This is a genomic window from Corynebacterium sp. ACRPJ, assembly GCF_022347345.1.
GTDB classification, from domain to species: domain Bacteria; phylum Actinomycetota; class Actinomycetes; order Mycobacteriales; family Mycobacteriaceae; genus Corynebacterium; species Corynebacterium tuberculostearicum_D.
The window spans coordinates 228,526-248,254 of sequence record NZ_JAKRNC010000001.1 but is presented as its reverse complement, the minus strand read 5'-3'; the positions used below and the strand labels follow the sequence as shown (position 1 = coordinate 248,254).

Annotated in this window: 16 protein-coding genes and 1 riboswitch; of the genes, 9 read left to right on the top strand and 7 right to left on the bottom strand. The window is 57.9% G+C overall.

All coding sequences use genetic code 11. The features are described 5' to 3' along the window. Positions 1-109: 109 nt before the first annotated feature. Positions 110-2,146: a 2-oxoglutarate dehydrogenase, E2 component, dihydrolipoamide succinyltransferase gene (sucB, locus tag MHY08_RS01160; RefSeq protein ID WP_239234822.1), complete on the bottom strand. Its 2,037-nt coding sequence runs from the start codon at positions 2,144-2,146 to the stop codon at positions 110-112. 125 nt (positions 2,147-2,271) lie between these two features. On the opposite strand from sucB, the gene MHY08_RS01155 reads away from it, so the two are divergent. Then, positions 2,272-2,682 carry an oxidoreductase gene (locus tag MHY08_RS01155; RefSeq protein ID WP_239234820.1) on the top strand — a complete coding sequence of 137 codons (411 nt, stop codon included), beginning with the start codon at positions 2,272-2,274 and terminating at the stop codon, positions 2,680-2,682. Here the strand turns inward: MHY08_RS01155 and thiC are convergent. The 3 genes from thiC to MHY08_RS01140 form a co-directional block, all read right to left on the bottom strand. Continuing rightward, a complete protein-coding gene (gene thiC, locus MHY08_RS01150; protein WP_239228199.1) occupies positions 2,674-4,455 on the bottom strand; it encodes a phosphomethylpyrimidine synthase ThiC in 1,782 nt (593 codons plus the stop codon). The genes MHY08_RS01155 and thiC overlap by 9 nt on opposite strands. After that, positions 4,454-4,564, bottom strand: a riboswitch (TPP riboswitch). Its footprint overlaps the gene before it by 2 nt. A gap of 316 nt (positions 4,565-4,880) precedes the next feature. Continuing rightward, the gene (locus MHY08_RS01145) at positions 4,881-5,417 is read right to left on the bottom strand and encodes an isochorismatase family protein (protein ID WP_204608295.1); all 537 of its coding nucleotides are present in this window, start codon (positions 5,415-5,417) and stop codon (positions 4,881-4,883) included. 38 nt (positions 5,418-5,455) lie between these two features. Beyond that, a complete protein-coding gene (locus MHY08_RS01140; protein ID WP_239228198.1) occupies positions 5,456-6,943 on the bottom strand; it encodes a leucyl aminopeptidase in 1,488 nt (495 codons plus the stop codon). A 103-nt stretch (positions 6,944-7,046) separates the two neighbouring features. On the opposite strand from MHY08_RS01140, the gene MHY08_RS01135 reads away from it, so the two are divergent. Continuing rightward, positions 7,047-8,144, top strand: coding sequence for a branched-chain amino acid aminotransferase (locus MHY08_RS01135; protein ID WP_239228197.1), 1,098 nt, complete (start codon positions 7,047-7,049; stop codon positions 8,142-8,144). A 7-nt stretch (positions 8,145-8,151) separates the two neighbouring features. On the opposite strand, the gene MHY08_RS01130 is transcribed toward MHY08_RS01135, so the two are convergent. Continuing rightward, positions 8,152-8,946, bottom strand: coding sequence for a nicotinate-nucleotide--dimethylbenzimidazole phosphoribosyltransferase (locus MHY08_RS01130; protein WP_239234818.1), 795 nt, complete (start codon positions 8,944-8,946; stop codon positions 8,152-8,154). Positions 8,947-8,957: 11 nt separating this feature from the next. Continuing rightward, positions 8,958-9,650 carry a DUF3043 domain-containing protein gene (locus MHY08_RS01125; protein WP_239234816.1) on the bottom strand — a complete coding sequence of 231 codons (693 nt, stop codon included), beginning with the start codon at positions 9,648-9,650 and terminating at the stop codon, positions 8,958-8,960. A 141-nt stretch (positions 9,651-9,791) separates the two neighbouring features. Between MHY08_RS01125 and MHY08_RS01120 the strand changes: the two genes are divergently transcribed. Then, positions 9,792-10,136, top strand: coding sequence for an iron-sulfur cluster assembly accessory protein (locus MHY08_RS01120; protein ID WP_005324455.1), 345 nt, complete (start codon positions 9,792-9,794; stop codon positions 10,134-10,136). Between the two features lie 66 nt (positions 10,137-10,202). Here the strand turns inward: MHY08_RS01120 and asnB are convergent, their stop codons facing one another. Then, the gene (asnB, locus tag MHY08_RS01115) at positions 10,203-12,125 is read right to left on the bottom strand and encodes an asparagine synthase (glutamine-hydrolyzing) (RefSeq protein ID WP_239234814.1); all 1,923 of its coding nucleotides are present in this window, start codon (positions 12,123-12,125) and stop codon (positions 10,203-10,205) included. A gap of 390 nt (positions 12,126-12,515) precedes the next feature. Here asnB and MHY08_RS01110 point away from each other — a divergent pair, with 390 nt between their 5' ends. The 6 genes from MHY08_RS01110 (at position 12,516) to MHY08_RS01085 (ending at position 18,977) form a co-directional block, all read left to right on the top strand. After that, positions 12,516-13,589, top strand: a complete 1,074-nt coding sequence (locus MHY08_RS01110) for a cytochrome c oxidase subunit II (RefSeq protein ID WP_005324460.1) — start codon at positions 12,516-12,518, stop codon at positions 13,587-13,589. Between the two features lie 19 nt (positions 13,590-13,608). Further along, entirely contained in the window at positions 13,609-14,040 is a 432-nt protein-coding gene (locus MHY08_RS01105; protein WP_005328946.1) for a cytochrome c oxidase subunit 4, read from the top strand. Between the two features lie 572 nt (positions 14,041-14,612). Then, on the top strand, positions 14,613-15,197 hold the full coding sequence (locus MHY08_RS01100; protein ID WP_179386734.1) for a heme-copper oxidase subunit III: 585 nt from the start codon (positions 14,613-14,615) through the stop codon (positions 15,195-15,197). A 53-nt stretch (positions 15,198-15,250) separates the two neighbouring features. Beyond that, a complete protein-coding gene (locus MHY08_RS01095) occupies positions 15,251-16,138 on the top strand; it encodes a c-type cytochrome (protein ID WP_005324465.1) in 888 nt (295 codons plus the stop codon). Beyond that, positions 16,135-17,355: a ubiquinol-cytochrome c reductase iron-sulfur subunit gene (locus tag MHY08_RS01090; protein ID WP_239234812.1), complete on the top strand. Its 1,221-nt coding sequence runs from the start codon at positions 16,135-16,137 to the stop codon at positions 17,353-17,355. The genes MHY08_RS01095 and MHY08_RS01090 overlap by 4 nt, the downstream gene beginning before the upstream one ends. Further along, positions 17,355-18,977, top strand: coding sequence for a cytochrome bc complex cytochrome b subunit (locus tag MHY08_RS01085; RefSeq protein ID WP_239234810.1), 1,623 nt, complete (start codon positions 17,355-17,357; stop codon positions 18,975-18,977). The genes MHY08_RS01090 and MHY08_RS01085 overlap by 1 nt, the downstream gene beginning before the upstream one ends. Positions 18,978-19,729 lie beyond the last annotated feature (752 nt).

Here is a 19,729-nt window from a genome sequence, read left to right as displayed (position 1 = left end):
GATTAGTCCGGCGTTTTCGGATCCGTCACCCCCACTTGGCACCCCAGATATAGCTAAAGCCTCTTAGCCCCGCAGTGGGGCTAAGAGGCTTTAAGTGGCGATAGAACCTTTAGACTTCGAGGTCTGCCTGGAAGTCAGCGGTCTGCAGGCGGTCCTTGATGGTGGTGATGAAGCGGCCTGCGTCCGCACCGTCAACTACCTGGTGATCGTAGGTGAATGGCAGGTAGCACATCTGGCGGATGGCGATGGCGTCCTGGCCGTTCTCGTTGACAACGACTGGGCGCTTTTCGATAGCCGCGGTGCCCAGGATGCCGGCCTGTGGCGGAACCAAGATCGGGGTATCGAGCATGGCGCCCTCGGAACCGATGTTGGTCACGGTGAAGGTAGCACCGGTGAGATCGTTCGGCTTCAGCTTGTTATTGCGGGCCTTATCGGCCAGCTCTGCAATCTGCTGAGCGATCTGCGGCAGGGTCATATCCTGTGCCTTGTGGATGACCGGGGTGAGCAGGCCCTTCGGGGTGTCAACGGCGATAGCGATGTTGACGTCCGAGTGGTAGGTCATCTCCTTGGTCTCTGGGTTATAAGACGCATTGACGTTCGGGTGGGAGACCAGAGCCTCGGCGGTAGCCTTCACGATGAATGGCAGGAAGGACAGGTTGGCACCGTGCTTGTCGATGAACGCCTGCTTGTTCTTCTTGCGCATATCCCAGATAGCAGTCATGTCGACTTCCTGGACGTGGGTAAGCTGCGCGGAAATCTGCAGCGCCTCGACCATCTTGGCGGCGGTGATTTCGCGGATGCGGTTGACCTTCTGGGTGGTGCCGATGAGCTCCTGCTTGGCCGGATCCACGGACTTGGTGGACCAACGCGCGCGAGGGGAGTTATCGGACTGTGCGCCAGACTTGGCAGGTGCATCGCCTTCTCCAGCAGCGGCGAGCACGTCCTGCTTGCGGATACGGCCGCCGACGCCGGTGCCCTCAACGGTGTTGAGGTCTACGCCGTGCTTTTCAGCCAGCTTGCGTACCAGTGGGGTGACATAAGGAACGTTATCGCCATTGTTGACCTTGGCAGAGGTGTTCAGGGAGGAATCCTGCTTGGACTCCTTCTTTTCCTCAGCCTTCGGTTCTGGCTTCTTGTCTTCCTTTTCTTCGGCCTTGGGCTCTTCCTTCTTTTCTTCCTGTGGCTCTGGCTTGGCCTCGGAGGAGGATGCGGTGGCGTTTTCGTCGCCGATGCGGGCGATGACTTCGCCGACCTCGATGGTGTCGTCCTCGTCGGCGAGGATTTCTACCAGGGTGCCTGCTACTGGGGAAGGAATTTCAGTATCGACCTTGTCGGTGGAGACCTCGAGCAGCGGTTCGTCTACCTCGACGGTATCGCCAACGGACTTCAGCCACTGGGTGATGGTGCCCTCGGTGACGGATTCGCCGAGTTCTGGCATTTCCACGTCGGCTGCGTCGCCGGAGCCGCCGTTGGAGGAGTCAGCCTTCGGCTCTTCCTTCTTTTCTTCTGCTTCTTCCTCGCCCTTATCAGCGGAGGAGTCGTTGGATGCGGAGCCTGCCTCATCCTCGTCACCGATGATGGCGATGATCTCGCCAACCTCGATGGTGTCATCCTCGTCAGCCTTAATTTCAATAATGGTGCCGGCTACGGGGGAGGGGATTTCGGTATCGACCTTATCGGTGGAGACCTCGAGCAATGGTTCGTCTACCTCGACGGTATCGCCAACGGACTTCAGCCACTGGGTGATGGTGCCCTCGGTGACGGATTCGCCGAGTTCTGGCATTTCCACGTCGGCTGCGTCGCCGGAGCCGCCGTTGGAGGAGTCAGCCTTCGGCTCTTCCTTCTTTTCTTCTGCTTCTTCCTCGCCCTTATCAGCGGAGGAGTCGTTGGATGCGGAGCCTGCCTCATCCTCGTCACCGATGATGGCGATGACTTCGCCAACCTCGATGGTGTCATCCTCGTCAGCCTTAATTTCAATAATGGTGCCGGCTACGGGGGAGGGGATTTCAGTATCGACCTTATCGGTGGAGACCTCGAGCAATGGTTCGTCGACCTCGACGGTATCGCCGACGGACTTGAGCCACTGCGTGATGGTGCCTTCGGTTACGGATTCGCCCAGCTCGGGCATCTCAACGGAGTTCGCCATGAGTTATAAGACTCCTCGAAAGTTGGAAGTGTTCTATCGCTACCCGACAATCTTACAGCGTGATGCTCACCCTCGTGCAGATGTGGGGTTAGTAACTACCCTCCTTCCGGGTAAGCTAGGCAATTATGTTCAACCCTTTCCGCCGCAATAAGTCCAGATCGTCGCTGCGACCACCCCGCGGACCGGGGGAGACCGTCCGCCCGGAAGACGCGCAGGATCTGCAACAGTGGGCCGCCGGAAAGGCTTTTATAGAAGCCTTTGTGGAGCCGGAAACGGTAGTCAATGAGATGTCCGTTGTTGTTGTGGATGAAAACGGCGAGTTCATTCGCCGTCGTATCGGCGGGCCAAAGGGCATCGATGCGGTGGCCAAACTATTGAGCTGCGATATTTATGATGTAGAAGAAACCGGCTATCCGCAGCGCATGCGCGATCGCATGGAAAGGCAGCGCATCTTGCGCAAAAGGGACGAGCAAAGGCAACGCCGCGCCCGATTTGAGCGCGGCGAAAATCCCGATACAGGGCGAGAGCTAAGCTAGGTCAGCATCCTCGCGTAAATAAATTTGAGACCCGTTGCGGCGGAATTCGGCGGATTTTTCCTGCATACCTTCCTCTGGTGCTGAGCCGTGGGCTGCCGCGCGGACCTGGTCGCCCAGCGTCGGCATGCCCAGCTCGGCCATTTGCCCGCCGAACATCTCGCGGATGTCTTGGCTAATGCGCATGGAGCAGAACTTCGGCCCACACATGGAACAAAAGTGTGCGGTCTTTGCTGGCTCAGCAGGCAACGTTTCATCGTGATAGGCCTGCGCGGTCTCTGGGTCGAGGGAGAGCGCAAATTGGTCATTCCAGCGAAATTCAAAGCGGGCCTTGCTCATGGCATCGTCCCAAGCGCGGGCGCCTGGATGTCCCTTGGCAACGTCCGCTGAGTGCGCCGCAATCTTATAAGTAATGACGCCAGTTTTTACATCATCGCGGTTGGGCAGTCCCAAGTGCTCCTTCGGCGTGACATAGCACAACATGGCTGTACCACCCATTGCGATATGGGCGGCACCGATGGCGGAAGTGATGTGATCATAGCCAGGGGCGATATCGGTAACTAGAGGGCCGAGGGTATAGAAGGGGGCATCTGAAGCCCAGTCCTGTTCGAGTTCGTTGTTTTCTTGAATCATGTTGAGCGGCACGTGTCCGGGGCCTTCCACCATGACTTGGACGTCATACTCCCAGGCGCGGCGTGTAAGCTCGCCGATAGTCTTTAGCTCTGCAAATTGGGCGGCGTCGTTGGCATCGGCAAGGCTGCCGGGGCGCAGGCCGTCGCCAAGCGAAAATGCAACATCGTATTGAGCGAAAATCTCGCACAGCTCATCGAAGTGCTCGTACAGAAATGACTCTTTGTGGTGAGCAAGGCACCATCCCGCCATGATGGAGCCACCGCGGCTGACAATGCCGGTCACGCGATTGCTTGCTAGCGGTACATACGCCAAGAGCACACCGGCGTGAATGGTCATATAGTCCACACCCTGTTCGCATTGCTCGATGACGGTATCGCGGAAGATTTCCCAGGTCAGATCCTCTGCCACGCCATTTACCTTTTCCAATGCTTGGTAAATAGGCACGGTGCCAATGGGAACTGGGGAATTGCGCAGAATCCACTCGCGGGTGGTGTGGATATCGTCACCAGTGGAAAGATCCATTACGGTGTCCGCGCCCCACTGGGTAGCCCAGCGCAGTTTGGACACTTCTTCCTCGATGGAGGAGGTAACCGCGGAGTTACCAATATTGGCGTTGATTTTGGTGAGAAATTTTCGCCCAATGATCATGGGCTCAGACTCGGGGTGGTTGACATTATTAGGGATAATGGCGCGGCCGCGAGCTACCTCAGCGCGAACGAATTCTGGATCGCAATGCTCACGTAGTGCTACGAATTCCATTTCGCGGGTGATGATTCCTTGGCGGGCGTAGTGCATTTGAGTTACGCGGCGCCCGGGCTGAGCCTTAAGCGGCGGGCGCTTAGAGCCTTTCCACTCTTGGGAAGACGCCCCGCGGCGCTGTGCGGCACGTCCATCGTCAGCCAGCTCGCGGCCGCGACCGGCGTACTCTTTGGTATCTCCGCGCTCGCTAATCCACTCGCTGCGCAGGGCCGGTAGCCCCACTTCAGGTGCGCATTCTGGCCCACGCGTGCGGTAGACGCGGAAGGGCTCATTGGGGCCTTGTGGGGAATCATCCAGTTGGATTTCGGTCTCTGGAACTTCTAGACCGTCGTGGTGAATGGGGGAATAGGAATGCTTAGGGTGGTTTTCTGGGGCAGCCGTCATGGCAAGCGCTCCTCTCTTCCTTCGTAGGTATTAACCAAACAGGTTCGAACGGTCTATGCGCAGCTTTAGCGCACTCTCAGCCCGTGCTCGGGCACCCGTGGGGACGCAGATCACCCTATAACAATCGTCTCGCGTAGCGCAGAGCTTTCGCCATTTGGGTGGAGACACATTTGTCGAGGTGAGGTAGTAGGAGCCTTGGTGGCACAATTCAACAGGAAACTTTCAGGTACTTGACACCCGGATCCAATATCGGCATTCCATACTTAATTCATGCGTTTGAGAGAGCGCATGCGAGAGAGATAGAGAGAACCCCTCCCGTTTCCAGAGGGCGGCTGCTTTAGCTGATACATGGAAACACTTTGTAGAGAGACGCCTACGGCCCTCGGACCAGATTCGGTTCGAGGGCCGTAGGCGTTGTCGTGCGCTTAGCAGATGGTGGCACCGGCAGCGGCCAATTCCTGCAACGCGGTCTCGCCACGGGCATCATCAACGGGGGAGCAGTACTCACGCAGTACGCGGACGGTGAACCCTTCTCTCAAGGCGTCGGCGGCCGTGGCGCGCACGCAGTGATCGGTGGCAATGCCCACGATATCCACGGCGTCTATGTGGCGCTCGCGCAACCAGTCAGCGAGCAAGGTACCGTTCGCAGCGCCCTCGAATCCGGAATAGGCCGCGGTGTATTCACCTTTGCGGAAGTAGGCTTGCGCCGGCCCGATGGCCTCATGCATGGCCGCCCCGTGGGAGTCGGCTACGCAGTGCACTGGCCAAGAATCGACAAAATCCGGGTCCTTAGAAAAGTGAGAACCCGGATCGATGTGCCAATCCTGCGTGGCTACGACGGTTTCGTAGTCCTGTTGCAGGGAGGCGATTTTTGCAGCGACCTCATTGCCCCGCTCGGTGCCTAAGGCGCCGCCGGGGCAGAAGTCATGTTGTACGTCAACGATGATTAAAGCAGGCTTCATGCCTCTAGGATTCTAAACGCAACAAGCCTGTTGTGGTGCTACTTTAATTCAGCAATCTCGCGCAGGGCGGCAACCACCGTGCGGGTGGGCACGCCGGTGCCCATCTTCGGGGTGTATCCATAAGGGCCCGTGGTGTTGAAGGAAGGGCCAGCCACATCGATATGGGCCCATTCGATTCCCTCGCCCACGAAGTGCTGGAGGTAGGTGCCGGCGTATTCCATGCCGCCCTCACGCTTGGCGTTGATATTGCGGATATCGGCGCTGGCGGACTTCACGGATTCCTCGTGTTCCTCTAGCAAAGGCATGGCCCATGCCTTTTCGCCCACCTCGCGGCCAATCTCGGCCATGCGATCGCGGAATTCTTCCGAGCCCATCACGCCGGCGGTGCGCTCACCCAGGGCGACCATCTGGGCGCCGGTCAAGGTCGCGGTTTCGATGAGGTAATCGGGGTTGTCTTCGCTGGCGCGCGCAATGGCGTCGGCAAGCACGAGGCGGCCCTCCGCGTCAGTGTTGAGTACCTCGGAGGTAATGCCGCCGTAGTGGGTGATGACGTCACCCGGGCGGGTGGCATCGCTGCCCGGCATGTTTTCTGCCAGCGGCAGGGTAGCGGTGATGCCCACCTTCAGGTTCAGCTTTGCCGCAGCGATGATGGCGGCGGCCATTGCAGCGGAACCGCCCATGTCAGAAATCATGTCCCACATCTTGGCGCCCGGCTTCAGGGAAATTCCGCCGGTATCAAAGGTAATGCCCTTGCCTACTAGGGCGACGTGGCGCTTGGCCTTCTTCGGCTTCCAGCTCAAGCGGACCAAGCGCGGCGGGCGGGCGGATCCGCGACCGACGGCCATGATGCCGCCAAAGCCCTGCTTTTCCAGCGCCTTTTCGTCCAAGACCTCGACTTCAAGGCCGGCCTCTGCCGCTTGGGCAGAGAGGAATTCGGCATAGGTTTCTGGGTAGAGCAGGTTGGAAGGGGTATTGACGAGGTCGCGGGCGATGAGAACGGACTCGGCGGTAATCTTGGCGCTGTCGAATTCCTTTTGTGCGGACTTCTCCGCCACCACGGTGAAAGTGGTGGTCTCCGCGGCCGACTCGGAGCGCAGGCCAGAATACTTATAGCCGCCGAGGATGAGGCCTTCCACCACTGGGGTGATACCGAAATCGCCCAGGGAGGTGGCTACGGCCCCCACCTTGGTGATGGAACGCGCGGCCTGGCCGGCAGCGCGGCGCAGCGTCTCATCGTCTACTTCTTCCGCATCGCCCAAGCCAACGGCGATGATGGATGCTACACCCGCCTTAGCCGGAGCCGGCACGCGCGTGACTTCACCGGTCTTGCCAGAGGCCCCGACGGCCACCAGCGCCTCATAAGTGGAGCGCAGCGCTGCGCCCCCAAGTAATTCGGTGCCTGGCAGTTCTAGGCCGCCTTCGCCCTCGAAAGCGGCGATAAGTAGAGCTTCCGCCTTCTTAGGAACCTTCTTTCCCAGCTTTACCTGGGGAAAGTGGCCGCGTGCTGGTAGATCGGACTGTGCCATTGTCTCCTCCTTTATGGAAAGGCTTATCAATCTTCCCACCACTGTACCGCGCGGTGATGAACTTATTCCTGCCTCGCTATAGATAAAGGGGTAGATTGTGGGCATGCTTGATTACACGATTACTCGTAACGATACCCCTACGTCCGCGGAAGAATTGAGCGATATCCTCGCCAATCCCGGCTTTGGCAAGCACTTTACAGACCACATGGTCACCATTGACTGGACCGAAGAAAAGGGATGGCACGATGCTCAGGTGCGCCCGTACGGTCCGATGAGCATGGCCCCGGCCAGCAACGTATTCCATTATGGGCAGGCTATCTTTGAGGGCATCAAGGCCTACCGTCAGCCGGATGGTTCTATCGCTACTTTCCGGCCGGACCACAATGCGCAGCGCTTTATCAACTCCGCTGAGCGCCTGGCTATGCCCGAGCTTCCGCAGGAGGAGTTTATCGAGTCCCTGCGCCAATTGGTGGAAGCGGATCAGGACTGGGTACCAGAAGCCGGCGGGGAAGCAGCGCTGTACCTGCGCCCATTTATGATCTCCACCGAGGTCTCCTTGGGTGTTCACCCCGCCAATTCCTACCGCTATGTGCTCATTGCCTCCCCAGCGGGTTCCTACTTCAGCGGCGGGATCAAGCCGGTTTCGGTGTGGCTATCCACCGACTACGTGCGCGCAGCCCCTGGCGGCACCGGCGCGGCCAAGTTTGCGGGCAACTACGCAGGCTCGCTCTTGGCGCAGGCCCAGGCAGATGAAAAGGGCTGTGACCAGGTGGTCTGGTTGGACGCCATTGAGCGCCGTTACATCGAGGAGATGGGCGGAATGAACCTGATGTTTGTGTACGGCTCTGGTGATAGCGCGGAGATTGTTACACCAGAACTATCGGGATCCTTGCTGCCCGGCATTACCCGCGAATCGTTATTGCAGGTAGCGCAGGATTTGGGCTACAAGGTCACCGAGCGCCGGATTACTACCGAAGAGTGGCAGCGCGATGCCGAATCCGGCGCTATGCCAGAGGCCTTTGCTTGTGGCACTGCCGCGGTTATTACGCCGGTGGGTCACGTAATGGGAGATTCTGCGGATTTCCAGGTCAATGGGAATGAAGCGGGTGAGATCACCATGGCCCTGCGCGAGCGTCTCACCGGAATCCAGCGCGGCGCAGTGGAGGATACCCACGGTTGGCTCCATACCCTAGTGAAGTAGTCCCCGCTTAGGCGTCCGCGGCGATCTCCACTCCGGTGAGCAGCAGTGGCAGCGCCGCGAGGGCACCGAGCGTAGGTTGTGGCTCCATTCCCAGTTCCAGCAGGGGGTGGAGCCCTAGCTTTTCCAGTGCCAACTTATGCGCAGGGGCAGGGGACAGCGTGGTGGCGAAGAGCCAGTCTTTCACACCGGGATTATCGCGCTCAGCAAGAAGCGCGGCGGTGGCGGTCAAGGGGGCGTCGATAAGCAGGGGCGTACGGCGCTCCGCGGCCCGGGCAATGAACCCCACCGTGGCTGCTAGCACGGTGGACTGGCACGATTCCACCAGCTCCATGCCTTCGAGGTTGCGTGCGTGGAACATGGCGTCCCGGATAGCGCAAACCTCGCGCTTCCAGTCTTCCACGCTGCGCTGCTTGCCGACGATCACTACCGGTTCCGTTTGCGCCATAGTTGCCATTACCACGGCCGGTACTCGGGCGAGCTCTTCGCCGCCGGGAATCAGTAGGTCAGCCCCGGCATCAATTTCCGCATCCGCTGTTGCAGCTCCAAGGCTGTAGGCCTGGGAATAATCCGTCACGGTGACTACATTCAGCCCGGCCTCGGCGCGACGCGCAGCGGTCTCAGCGGCCGAAAGCGAGGTCTCTTGATCCGCGAAAATCACGGCCCGCACGCGCCGCGGCTCATGGGCAGGCGCCGCGCCTTGGCAAGCAGCCAGCCATTGAGCGGCGTCGGTCAGGCGCCCCCAAGGGGCGAGCTGTGCGTCCTGTGCGGTGCGTGCCTGCTTATCGGGCTGCGGAATGGCCATGAGTAGTCCCCTTAAACGTCAGCGCCGAGCTCCACGCGGGGGCGCGGGATGCGCCACTTGCGCGGCTGGCTGGCGCGAGAATACGCATAAAAACCAAGGCTAAAGCCGGCTTCGGTGGTGTCGGGGAACTTGGCGCGCACGGCATTATTGCAGCGACGGGCCAGAATGACGCCCTCGATGGCGAAGATAACGAGGATAACCATCGCTACCGCGTTGATGAGTGTTGCAATGCTGGGTACCGCGTAGGTCAAGAACATGACCACGATGAGCACCAGGGCCATCGGCATGACCCAGTTGCTCAGGCTGCGGCGGGCATCTACCCAATCGCGTACATAGGCGCGCACTTCACCCTGGTCGCGGGCGGGGAGGAAGCGCGGATCGCCTTCTGCCATGCGGGCCTGCTGCTCGCGGTTGGCTTGCTGGCGCTCTTGGCGCTCCTTCTTCTTATATTCCTTCCACTCGTCCTTGCTCATGGACTTCTTCATGTCCTTGCGATGCTGGTAGCGCTGCGCTTCGGACATGCCATGGGGATCGCGCTTTACGCCGCGCGCAATCTCTTGCTCTGCGCGCTTTGGCGTAGGACGACCCTTCGGTGGGGTGTAGCCCTTGCGCTGGGGCACTTCCTGAACTTCTTCCGGAGCCTTGTCTTGGACAGGAGCAGGCTCAGCGGAGGTCTTGTCATCTTTTTGCCACGGGAGTTTCACGCTCCTCACACTACAAGGTTTAGGTGTGAATAGGGGAATAGGCCCGGCCCAGATGGTGTTGTAGGTATGGGCTACCTTTTCCCACCTGAACTAACCGGGTAGGGTAGTGGCAACGAATCCAATACTTATTGAGGAGAAGTGATGACCGCTCCAGCTTCCGCAACCGGCGTCATTCTGACTGAAGCAGCAGCCGCAAAGGCAAAGGCGCTGCTTGATCAGGAGGGCCGCGACGATCTCTCCCTGCGCATTGCCGTCCAGCCTGGTGGCTGCGCTGGCCTGCGCTACCAGCTCTACTTTGATGACCGCACCTTGGATGGTGACAAGGTTGACCAGGTAGGCGGCGTAAACCTCGTTGTGGACAAGATGTCCGTTCCCTACCTGACCGGTGCCAAGATTGACTTCGCTGACACCATCGAGTCCCAGGGTTTCACCATTGATAACCCGAATGCCACCGGCTCTTGCGCTTGTGGCGATTCCTTCAACTAAAGAGAAGGAAATACAAAGAGGGTGGGTGCCACTGGCACCCACCCTCTTTGTATGTGTGGAAGGCTCTTAGAGCTTGACTGGGTAGTCGCGCTGCTCGATCTGCGGATCGATGCGCTTTTCCACAAAGATGCCGTGCCAGATCATAAAGGACAGAACGGTCCACAAGCGGCGGGAGTGATCGGAAACGCCATCTCGGTGCTCCTTGAGCATCTCGAGAACTTCCTTCTTATTGAAGATGTCCTCGGTCTGGGATTCATTGATGGTGTCTTGGGCCCAGCCATAAAGCTCATCGCCGGCCAGCCAGTGACGCATCGGTACTGGGAAACCCAGCTTCTTGCGGTGCAGAACATGCGCCGGGACGATCTGTTCCATGGCCTTGCGCAGGGCGTATTTGGTGGTGCCGTGCGAGATCTTCAGGTCATAAGGGATGGACTCGGCAACCTTGAAGACTTCCTTGTCCAAGAATGGCACGCGCAGCTCCAGCGAGTTGGCCATATTGATCTTATCGGCCTTGACCAGGATGTCACCGCGCATCCAGGTAAATAGATCCAAATGCTGCATCCGGGCAACCGGATCAAAGTCCTTGGATTGGGCGTAGATGGGGGCGGTAACCTCGCGGTGGTCCCATTCGCGCTTTGCCCACGGGATAACGCGCTGCATCTGGTCAAAGTTGAAGGAACGAGCGTTGCCGTAGTAGCGCTCTTCCATCGTCATCGAGCCGCGATTAAGCAGGGACTTGCCCTTCATGCCCTCCGGTAGAACCTGGGAGAGCTTGCCCAGTCCGCGACGAAGCGGCGACGGGATCTTCTCAAACGGCGCGAGGGATAGTGGTTCCTTGTAGATGGTGTAGCCGCCAAAGAGCTCGTCTGCGCCCTCGCCGGAAAGAACTACTTTGACATGTTTGCGGGCTTCCTGCGCCACAAAGTACAGCGGGACCAGCGAGGGGTCAGCCACCGGATTGTCCAGGTACCACATGATCTTCGGGATGGACTCGGCATATTCTTCAGGAGAAACAATCTTGACGATGTGCTCCACGCCAATAGCCTCTGCGGACTCTGCCGCGACATCGACCTCAGAATAGCCCTCGCGCTCGAAGCCGGTGGTAAAGGTTAGTAGATCTGGGTTGTGGCGCTTGGCCAGAGTGGCAATAGCGGTGGAGTCAATGCCGCCGGATAGAAAGGAACCCACGGTGACGTCGGCACGCATGTGCTTAGCGACGGAATCTTCCAGCGCCTCTGCAATGCGGTTAAATAGCTGCTGCTCTTCGCCCTGCTTTACCTGCTGCACAGGGAAGCGAGGCTTGAAGTAGCGCTCGGCGACAACGTCTTCGCCTGGACGAAGGGTAACAGTGCAGCCGGATTCAACGCGGCGAATATTCGCGTGGAGGGACTCTGGCTCCGGGACGTACTGCAGGTCGACGTAGTGCTCAATGGCGCGTCGGTCAAGGTTGAGCTCTAGACCAATCTCGTCCGCCATTTCAAGGATGCACTTCATCTCCGAAGCGAAAACGGTGCCCGCCTCGGTAGTGGCGTAATACAGCGGCTTGATGCCAAATTGGTCGCGAGCGGCAAACATCGTCTTGGTGTGGGTGTCCCAGATGACGATGCCGAACATGCCGCGCAGATGGTTGACTACGTCCTTGCCCCAGTGGTGGTAGCCCACCACGATGGGCTCGCCATCGCCCTCGGTGTGGAAGGTGTAGCCGAGGCCCTTGAGTTCCTCGCGCAGCTCCACGTAGTTGTAGATTTCGCCATTAAAGGTCATGGCGTAGCGGTCGGGCTCGTCCTCTGGGCCCCAGCGGAGGGGCTGATGGGAGTGCTCCAAGTCAATAATGGACAGGCGGTTGAAGCCGAAGGCGGCATCGCCGTCATGCCACGTGCCGGCCGCATCTGGGCCGCGGTGGCGCATGCAGGGCAGGGAACGTTCCAGCGCGTCAACGTACTTATCTACGTTGCCCGTGGCGGCGAGCATGCCAAGAAGTCCGCACATGAAAAGATTGCTCCTTATATATAAGCGTCTATTGCTAGTCACCCACTTTACGGCCAGAGGGCGTGAAACCAGAACACGCCACGGCTTAAGGAAACCTGCCGACCGCCTTGGAATTAGCTTCCCCGATAGGGGTGCGAACTTTCGGATGATGGTTCCGCCGGATCCCTGTGAATTGGCGCACACGGATTCTGTGGCTGCTGGGGGTGCGGTTGGAACATTGTGCAGGTGGGGCGGTAACCTACCTGAAGGAGAATATGAAATGAGTGCACTAGGTGCCCTTTTATGCCTTTAAACAGGCTGGGAATCTGGCAATTATCCTCTATTCTGATTGGGTAAGAGTGCTCTGTGAGTATTCGAGAAGTTTTGTGTGGACAGAAAGGCAGAACACACGTGGGACAGCGTAATAAGCGCACCTTTGCCCGCAAGGCGGGCGTAGCTGGCGCACTTGCCCTGGGTGGACTCGCTCTGGCAGGTTGTGACGTTCAGGCGCCAACTGCTGTAGAGAACCTCCTGGGATTCGGTTGGCCGAAGGGTATTACCCCTGAGGCAGAGGCCATGTACAACTTCTGGATTTGGGTCTGGGTTGCCGCATGGATCGTTGGTTTTATTATGTGGGGCCTGTTCCTCACTGCAATCTTCCGCTGGAGCGCGAAGAAGGCAAAGAAGGATGGCAAGGGCGAGTTCCCGCGCCAGATCCAGTACAACGTTCCACTGGAGATGGTTCTGACCATCGTCCCTATCCTCATCATCATGGGCCTGTTCTTCTTTACCGTTCAGACTCAGCAGAAGGTCACCGCCTTGGATAAGGATCCAAAGGTTGTCGTCGACGTCACCGCGTTCCAGTGGAACTGGAAGTTTGGTTACGCCGAGAACCATGTCAATGGTGAGAACTACGACGGCGCCGACAAGGAGCGTCAGGCTGAGGCAGAGAAGACTGCTCACGACCCTGAGGGTGTGGACAACCCGAACCCAATCCACGGCAAGTCCATGGGCGACCTTTCCTACCTGAACTACAACAAGATTGAGACCGTCGGTACCACCGAAGAGGTTCCGGTTCTGGTTCTTCCTTCCGATACTGCGATTGAGTTCCGCCTCGCTTCCGGCGACGTGTCCCACGCATTCTGGGTACCGGAGTTCTTGTTCAAGCGCGACGTCTACGCACACCCAGAGGCAAACGCTCAGGAGCGTAGCTTCCAGGTGGAAAAGATTGAGAAGCAGGGCGCATTCGTTGGCCGTTGTGCCGAGATGTGCGGTACCTACCACTCGATGATGAACTTTGAAATCCGCGTTGTCTCTCCGGAGGACTTCAATACCTACCTGAAGTTCCGAGAGGACAACCCAGAGGCCACCAACGCGGAAGCCCTGGAAGAAATCGGCCAGGACCCATATGCGGTAACCACCCACCCGTTCTCCGGCGAGCGTGACACCGCTAAGGGCGACAACTACGTAAACACCGCGGCATAAGAGATAAGGACACAACACAATGCGTGCAACATCGAAAGTCTTTTACTCAATCGCGACGTACCTTCTTGTCTCGCTGATTGTCTACATCTTCGGCGTCACCTTCGTTAAGGACGATGGCTACCTCTACGGTGCCGAGTGGGTTGGCATCGTGGGCATGTTCCTTGCCTTCCTGCTGTGCATGATGCTGGGTGCTTACCTTCACTTCACTGATGACCGCAGTGACGTCCTGCCAGAGGATTGGGAAGAGGCAGAAACTGAAGATGCCGCTGGCATCCTTGGCTTCTTCTCCCCAGGCTCCATCTGGCCGCTGGCTATGACTGGCGCCATTGGCCTTCTTGGCTTGGGAATCATCTTCCTCTACTTCTGGCTGATTGCCCTCGGCGCTGTCTGCCTCATCGCGGCCTGCACCGGCCTGTCCCTCCAGTACGGCCTGCCGAAGGAAAAGCACTAATTCCTCGATGTAAAGGAATCCCTGCCTAAAACTTCTCCGCCCTCCTAGTCACTATGGCTAGGAGGGCTTTGGCGATCCAGCGTCGTTCGCGACGCAAGAAAGTTCCCGAGAGTTTCAAAAGTTTTACCGGTGGGGGAGGAGTGGCTGATCTTGCTGCATGTTCGCGATGGCACTTCTTCTGCATTCTGGCACGTAGGAGCCGATTTTTGCGGGGGTCGTTCGAAAGTTGTAAAGCGGGGCGTTTAGGGAGCTCGTGGAGTGTGATTTATCTCTCCAGGCAACGGGGGCGGGTACACGGACTGGTGCATCGATAAGTGGAGGCGTCGGGTGGCCGGGGTGCTTCGGAATTTCAGGGTAGGGCCCGACGTGTGGTGTCACCTGCATCAATGGGACGTCGGAAAGCGGGGCGAAAAGTTCCCGTTTGGAAAAATAAAGTTTTTGACTCTGACTTGCTGGCCTTTTGCTGGACGAAGCATCAAAAAAGAATGGAGAAAGCGGGGGGAATCGAGGTGACTTCAGCGCCCGGAACGGCCATAATAGCCACTGTGACGAGCGTAGTTTCTAACCAAGGTATGACAGCACCACGTGCTGCCTCACTGAACCGACCCAATATGGTCAGTGTCGGCACTATCGTGTTCCTGTCTCAGGAATTGATGTTCTTTGCCGGACTGTTCGCGATGTGGTTTACCTCGCGAGCAAACGGTCAGGAAGGCGATTGGGCGGAGCACACCGCCCATATCAACCTGCCCATGGGTTTCCTCATTACGGCAGTGCTGATTTCTTCTTCTGTGACCTCGCAGTTCGGCGTGTTTGCCGCAGAAAGGGGTGACGTTTACAAGCTTCGACTCTGGTACACCGTAACGCTGGTACTGGGCGTTGTGTTCCTGGGCATCATGGCGTTTGAGTGGACCGAGTTGATTCACGCAGGTGTGACTGTGCAGTCCAGCGTCTTCGGTTCGGTGTTCTACATCATCACCGGCTTCCACGCTGCGCACGTGACCGCGGGTCTGATTTCTTTTGCAATCATTCTCGCGCGCGTTGCTAAGTCCAAGTTCACGCCGGCACAGGCGACCGCAGCAATGGCAGTGTCCTACTACTGGCACTTCGTTGACGTTGTGTGGATCGGCGTTTTCACCGTTATTTACTTGGTCCAGTAGCACTGGCCACAATCCCCAAACAGTCCTCCCGTGTTCGAGTTATCTAAAGGAAAATGATGGATAACAATTCGCAGTCCGTGGCAGTGGAGCAGACCACTGCGGCGGCTAAGAAGACCCGCCGTCGCCGCAAGGCGAAGCGCACCCTTGCCGGTGGCTTCGCTTTGGCGATTGGCCTGTCCGGTGCGGGCGTCTTGGCTTCTGCCTTGACCCCGGACGCACAGGTCGCCACGGCGGAAAAAGATGACCAAGCCCTCGTCCAAGAGGGTAAGGACATCTATGACACCGCTTGTATCACCTGCCACGGTGCCAATCTGCAGGGCATCGAAGGTCGCGGTCCGTCCCTCGTCGGTATCGGTGCTGGTTCCGTGTACTTCCAGGTGCACTCCGGCCGTATGCCGATGATGTCTAACGACGCCCAAGCAGAGCGCAAGGCTCCTCGCTACACCGAGCAGCAGACTCTGGCTCTTGCTGCATATGTTGCAGCCAACGGTGGCGGCGCAGACATTGTCTACAACGACGACGGAAGCGTTGCTCAGGAATCGCTGCGTGGTGCTAACTACAATGGCGAAATCCAGGCAGAAGACGTAGCGAAGGGCTCCGAGCTCTTCCGCATGAACTGCGCTTCCTGCCACAACTTCACCGGCCAGGGCGGCGCTCTGTCCTCCGGTAAGTTCGCTCCGGAGCTGGCTCCGGCAAGCGAGCAGGAGATCTACCAGGCAATGCTGACAGGTCCGCAGAACATGCCTAAGTTCTCCGACCGCCAGCTGACCGCAGATGAGAAGAAGGACATCATTGCCTACCTCAAGTCTGCAAAGGAAACTCCTTCCCCAGCAGGTTGGGACCTTGGTGGTCTCGGCCCAGTAGCGGAAGGCCTGGCAATGTGGATTATCGGTATTAGCGCCCTGTGCGCTGCCGCTATGTGGATTGGATCGCGCTCATGAGCAATGTGAAGAAGAATTACACTAACGCTGAGCTCGACAGGATGAGCAACGATGAACTCGCTGCTCTTGGTACCGAGCTCGATGACGTCACCGTTGCGTTCCGTAAGGAACGTTTCCCAGTCGAAGGTGACCCAGCTGAAAAGCGCGCTGGACGTAACGTTGCTATCTGGTTGTTCCTGTCCGTCATTGGCGGTCTCGGGTTCCTCGGCGTTTATCTGTTCTGGCCGTGGCAGTACAAGCAGCTAGGGGAGGAGGGCCATATTTGGCACACTCTCTACACCCCTCTGCTGGGTATTACTGCTGCCCTCGCAATTTGCGGCTTGGGCATCGCCATCGTTCAGTACGTAAAGAAGATTCTCCCCGAGGAGATCTCCGTTCAGCGTCGTCACGACGGTCCTTCCGAAGAGGTTGACCGCCGTACCCTGACCGCCCTTCTGAACGATTCTTGGAAGACCTCGACTCTGGGTCGCCGCAAGACCGTCCAAGGTCTGCTGGGCGGCGCCGGCGTTCTGTTCGGTCTAACCGTGATTGCTCCGCTTGGCGGCGCAATCAAGAACCCCTGGAAGGTTCGCCACAATATGAACTATGCCGGCGACGGCACCCTGTGGACTTCCGGCTGGACCCTGCACAATGAAGGCGTCAAGCTTTACCTGGCCCGCGACACCGGTACCATCGCCGAGAAGCACTCCGGTGAAACCGGTGAGCACTACAGCACCAAGGGTGTTACCCGCTTGGTTCGTGTGCGCCCGGAGGATCTGGCAGCAGGCGGCATGGAGACCGTCTTCCCGCTGGCAGAAGAAGACGTCAACGATGGCGACAAGTACGATGCCGAGCGCGATGTCTACGAGCACCACATGCATTCGATTCACGGCAACCGCAATGCGGTCATGCTGATTCGCCTGCGTCACAACGACGCCCAGAAGGCAATCGAGCGCGAAGGTCAGGAAGACTTCCACCACGGCGACTACTACGCCTACTCCAAGATCTGTACCCACATCGGTTGCCCGACCTCTCTGTATGAGGCTCAGACCAACCGAATCCTGTGCCCGTGCCACCAATCGCAGTTCGACGCTTTGCACTACGGAAAGCCGGTCTTCGGCCCGGCTGCCCGCGCATTGCCACAGCTGCCTATCACGGTGGACGACGAGGGCTACCTCGTTGCACAGGGCAACTTCATTGAGCCTGTCGGCCCGGCATTCTGGGAGCGTAAGTCATAATGAGCAATAAACTCGCCCAAATGGGCAACAACATGGATGAGCGCTATAGCGCCGCCGGCGTGCTGAGGACTCAGCTGAACAAGGTCTTTCCGACCCACTGGTCCTTCATGCTCGGTGAGATGGCGCTATACAGCTTCATCATTCTTGTACTGACCGGTATCTACCTGGCGCTGTTCTTCGACCCTTCCATCACCAAGGTCATTTACGACGGCACCTACGCACCGCTTAATGGTGTAGAAATGTCCCGCGCATACGCCACCGCGCTGGATATCTCCTTCGAAGTTCGTGGTGGCCTGTTCGTACGCCAGATGCACCACTGGGCAGCTCTGCTGTTCATGATGTCCATGGTTGCGCACATGCTGCGCATCTTCTTCACCGGTGCGTTCCGTCGTCCGCGTGAAGCAAACTGGATTATCGGTTGCGCACTTATCCTGCTGGGCATGATCGAGGGCTTCCTTGGTTACTCCCTGCCGGACGACCTGCTTTCCGGTGTTGGTCTGCGAATCATGTCCGCCATCATCCTGGGCCTGCCGATTATCGGCACCTGGCTGCACTGGGCAATCTTTAGCGGTGACTTCCCGTCTGACCTGATGCTGGATCGTTTCTACATCCTGCACGTTCTGGTTATTCCGGGCATCATCCTTGGCTTGATTGCAGCCCACCTGATTATGGTTTGGTTCCAGAAGCACACCCAGTTCCCTGGACCAGGCCGTGCAGAGAACAACGTGGTTGGTGTGCGCATTATGCCGGTCTTCGCTACTAAGGCTATCGGCATGGGCATGATGGTTGCTGGCGTACTGGCGCTGATGTCTGGTCTGCTGACCATCAACGCAATCTGGACGCTTGGACCTTATAACCCATCCCAGGTTTCTGCTGGTTCCCAGCCAGATATCTACATGCTGTGGACTGACGGTGTTGCTCGTGTCATGCCGGCATGGGAGCTCTACATCGGCAACTACACCATTCCTTCCGCGTTCTGGGTAGCCCTGCTGTGTGGCCTCATGGTCGTCCTGCTGATGGCGTACCCGTTCTTGGAGAAGAAGTTCACCGGCGACGATGCACACCACAACCTGCTGCAGCGTCCGCGCGATGTTCCTACCCGCTCCGCTATCGGCGCGGCTGCGATCGTGTTCTTCCTGCTGGTTACCCTTTCCGGTGGTAACGACCACGTGGCAAACTTCTTCCAGATTTCGCTGAACGCTATGACCTGGGTTGGTCGTATCGGCCTCATCGTGCTGCCTCCGATTGCGTACTTCATGACCTACCGCATTTGTGTTGGTCTGCAGCGCTCTGACCGCGAGGTGCTGGAGCACGGTATTGAAACCGGCGTTATCAAGCAGATGCCGAATGGTGCCTTCATCGAGGTTCACCAGCCGCTCGGCCCGGTTGATGCCGATGGACACCCGGTTCCGCTCGAGTACGCAGGTGCTCAGGTGCCGAAGCAGCTGAACCACCTCGGCCTCGCTGATTCCGAGACCCAGGGCACCTTCAGCCCTGATGACTCGGCCCTCATGCGCCGAGTACACGAAATCCACTCCGATAATCACGACGAGGAAGCGGAGATGTTCCGCCGCCTTAACGAGGCTAACCGTCGTGAGGACGAGGAAAACGGCCGCATCTAACCGCTTTTCCTGAGGACTACTCGAAACGCGCTCACAGACCCGCCCTTGCTCTTGTTGAAGGAGCAAGGGCGGGTCTTGCGTATATACAGATCGATTCCGAACGCAGTCCTCATTTTTCTGGCTGCTACGAGAGTTGTCGAAGGGGGCGTCGCGTGCCTGAGAATCTTTATGAATCTTGGAGCATCTGAAGAAGTGCTGCTGAAAGTTGTTGTGCAGTCGGTTTAGTACACGTTCTGGTGCTCGTATTGTCGGAGTTTAGTGGTTCTCTCGTGATTTACAGCCTTAGGAGCCTAGTGCGTGGGCTCAGGTAGGTGTGAATGCCGAAAGGCTATTGGCTTGAGGCACGCTGCGCTCGTCGATTGAGCGCCTTAAGGGGCGTCGGAAAGCGGTTTAGCTAGAACCACCGCAAGGAAAAGCGGCAAAGCGGGGCGCAGTTGCGATGAAAACTAGGCTCTAGGCGTGCGGTAGAGGAGTCAATTGGTGGGGAAGAAGGGGCTGCCAAAATGTCTTAGTGCTGAAAGTCACAATTTAGATTTCTCTTAATTGTTAATCGTTTTCTTAGTAAGGGTATTTCTTGGTCAGGTGTCTGCCATCCTCTGTCGTTTGTGCAGTTTGTGACCTTAAAGCATCAAGTTCTGGTGGGAACTAGCGTCGATGTGGAGGTTAAATCTCGACAAGGTCAACAGAAGGTAACGAAGCGATAACAAACGTTATTTTGGTGTCGCGAATGGACATTGCTTGTGATGATTTCG

Excerpts from the sequence above, each read along its gene's own strand:
- MHY08_RS01105 (WP_005328946.1), top strand. The coding sequence starts at position 13,609 with ATGCGTGCAACATCGAAAGTCTTTTACTCAATCGCGACGTACCTTCTT.
- MHY08_RS01100 (WP_179386734.1), top strand. The coding sequence starts at position 14,613 with ATGACAGCACCACGTGCTGCCTCACTGAACCGACCCAATATGGTCAGT.
- MHY08_RS01090 (WP_239234812.1), top strand. The coding sequence starts at position 16,135 with ATGAGCAATGTGAAGAAGAATTACACTAACGCTGAGCTCGACAGGATG.
- MHY08_RS01145 (WP_204608295.1), bottom strand. The coding sequence starts at position 5,417 with ATGAAGCCTGCTTTAATCATCGTTGACGTACAACATGACTTCTGCCCC.
- MHY08_RS01095 (WP_005324465.1), top strand. The coding sequence starts at position 15,251 with ATGATGGATAACAATTCGCAGTCCGTGGCAGTGGAGCAGACCACTGCG.
- asnB (WP_239234814.1), bottom strand. The coding sequence starts at position 12,125 with ATGTGCGGACTTCTTGGCATGCTCGCCGCCACGGGCAACGTAGATAAG.
- MHY08_RS01130 (WP_239234818.1), bottom strand. The coding sequence starts at position 8,946 with ATGGCCATTCCGCAGCCCGATAAGCAGGCACGCACCGCACAGGACGCA.
- MHY08_RS01140 (WP_239228198.1), bottom strand. The coding sequence starts at position 6,943 with ATGGCACAGTCCGATCTACCAGCACGCGGCCACTTTCCCCAGGTAAAG.
- MHY08_RS01155 (WP_239234820.1), top strand. The coding sequence starts at position 2,272 with ATGTTCAACCCTTTCCGCCGCAATAAGTCCAGATCGTCGCTGCGACCA.
- MHY08_RS01135 (WP_239228197.1), top strand. The coding sequence starts at position 7,047 with ATGCTTGATTACACGATTACTCGTAACGATACCCCTACGTCCGCGGAA.
- MHY08_RS01085 (WP_239234810.1), top strand. The coding sequence starts at position 17,355 with ATGAGCAATAAACTCGCCCAAATGGGCAACAACATGGATGAGCGCTAT.
- sucB (WP_239234822.1), bottom strand. The coding sequence starts at position 2,146 with ATGGCGAACTCCGTTGAGATGCCCGAGCTGGGCGAATCCGTAACCGAA.
- thiC (WP_239228199.1), bottom strand. The coding sequence starts at position 4,455 with ATGACGGCTGCCCCAGAAAACCACCCTAAGCATTCCTATTCCCCCATT.
- MHY08_RS01120 (WP_005324455.1), top strand. The coding sequence starts at position 9,792 with ATGACCGCTCCAGCTTCCGCAACCGGCGTCATTCTGACTGAAGCAGCA.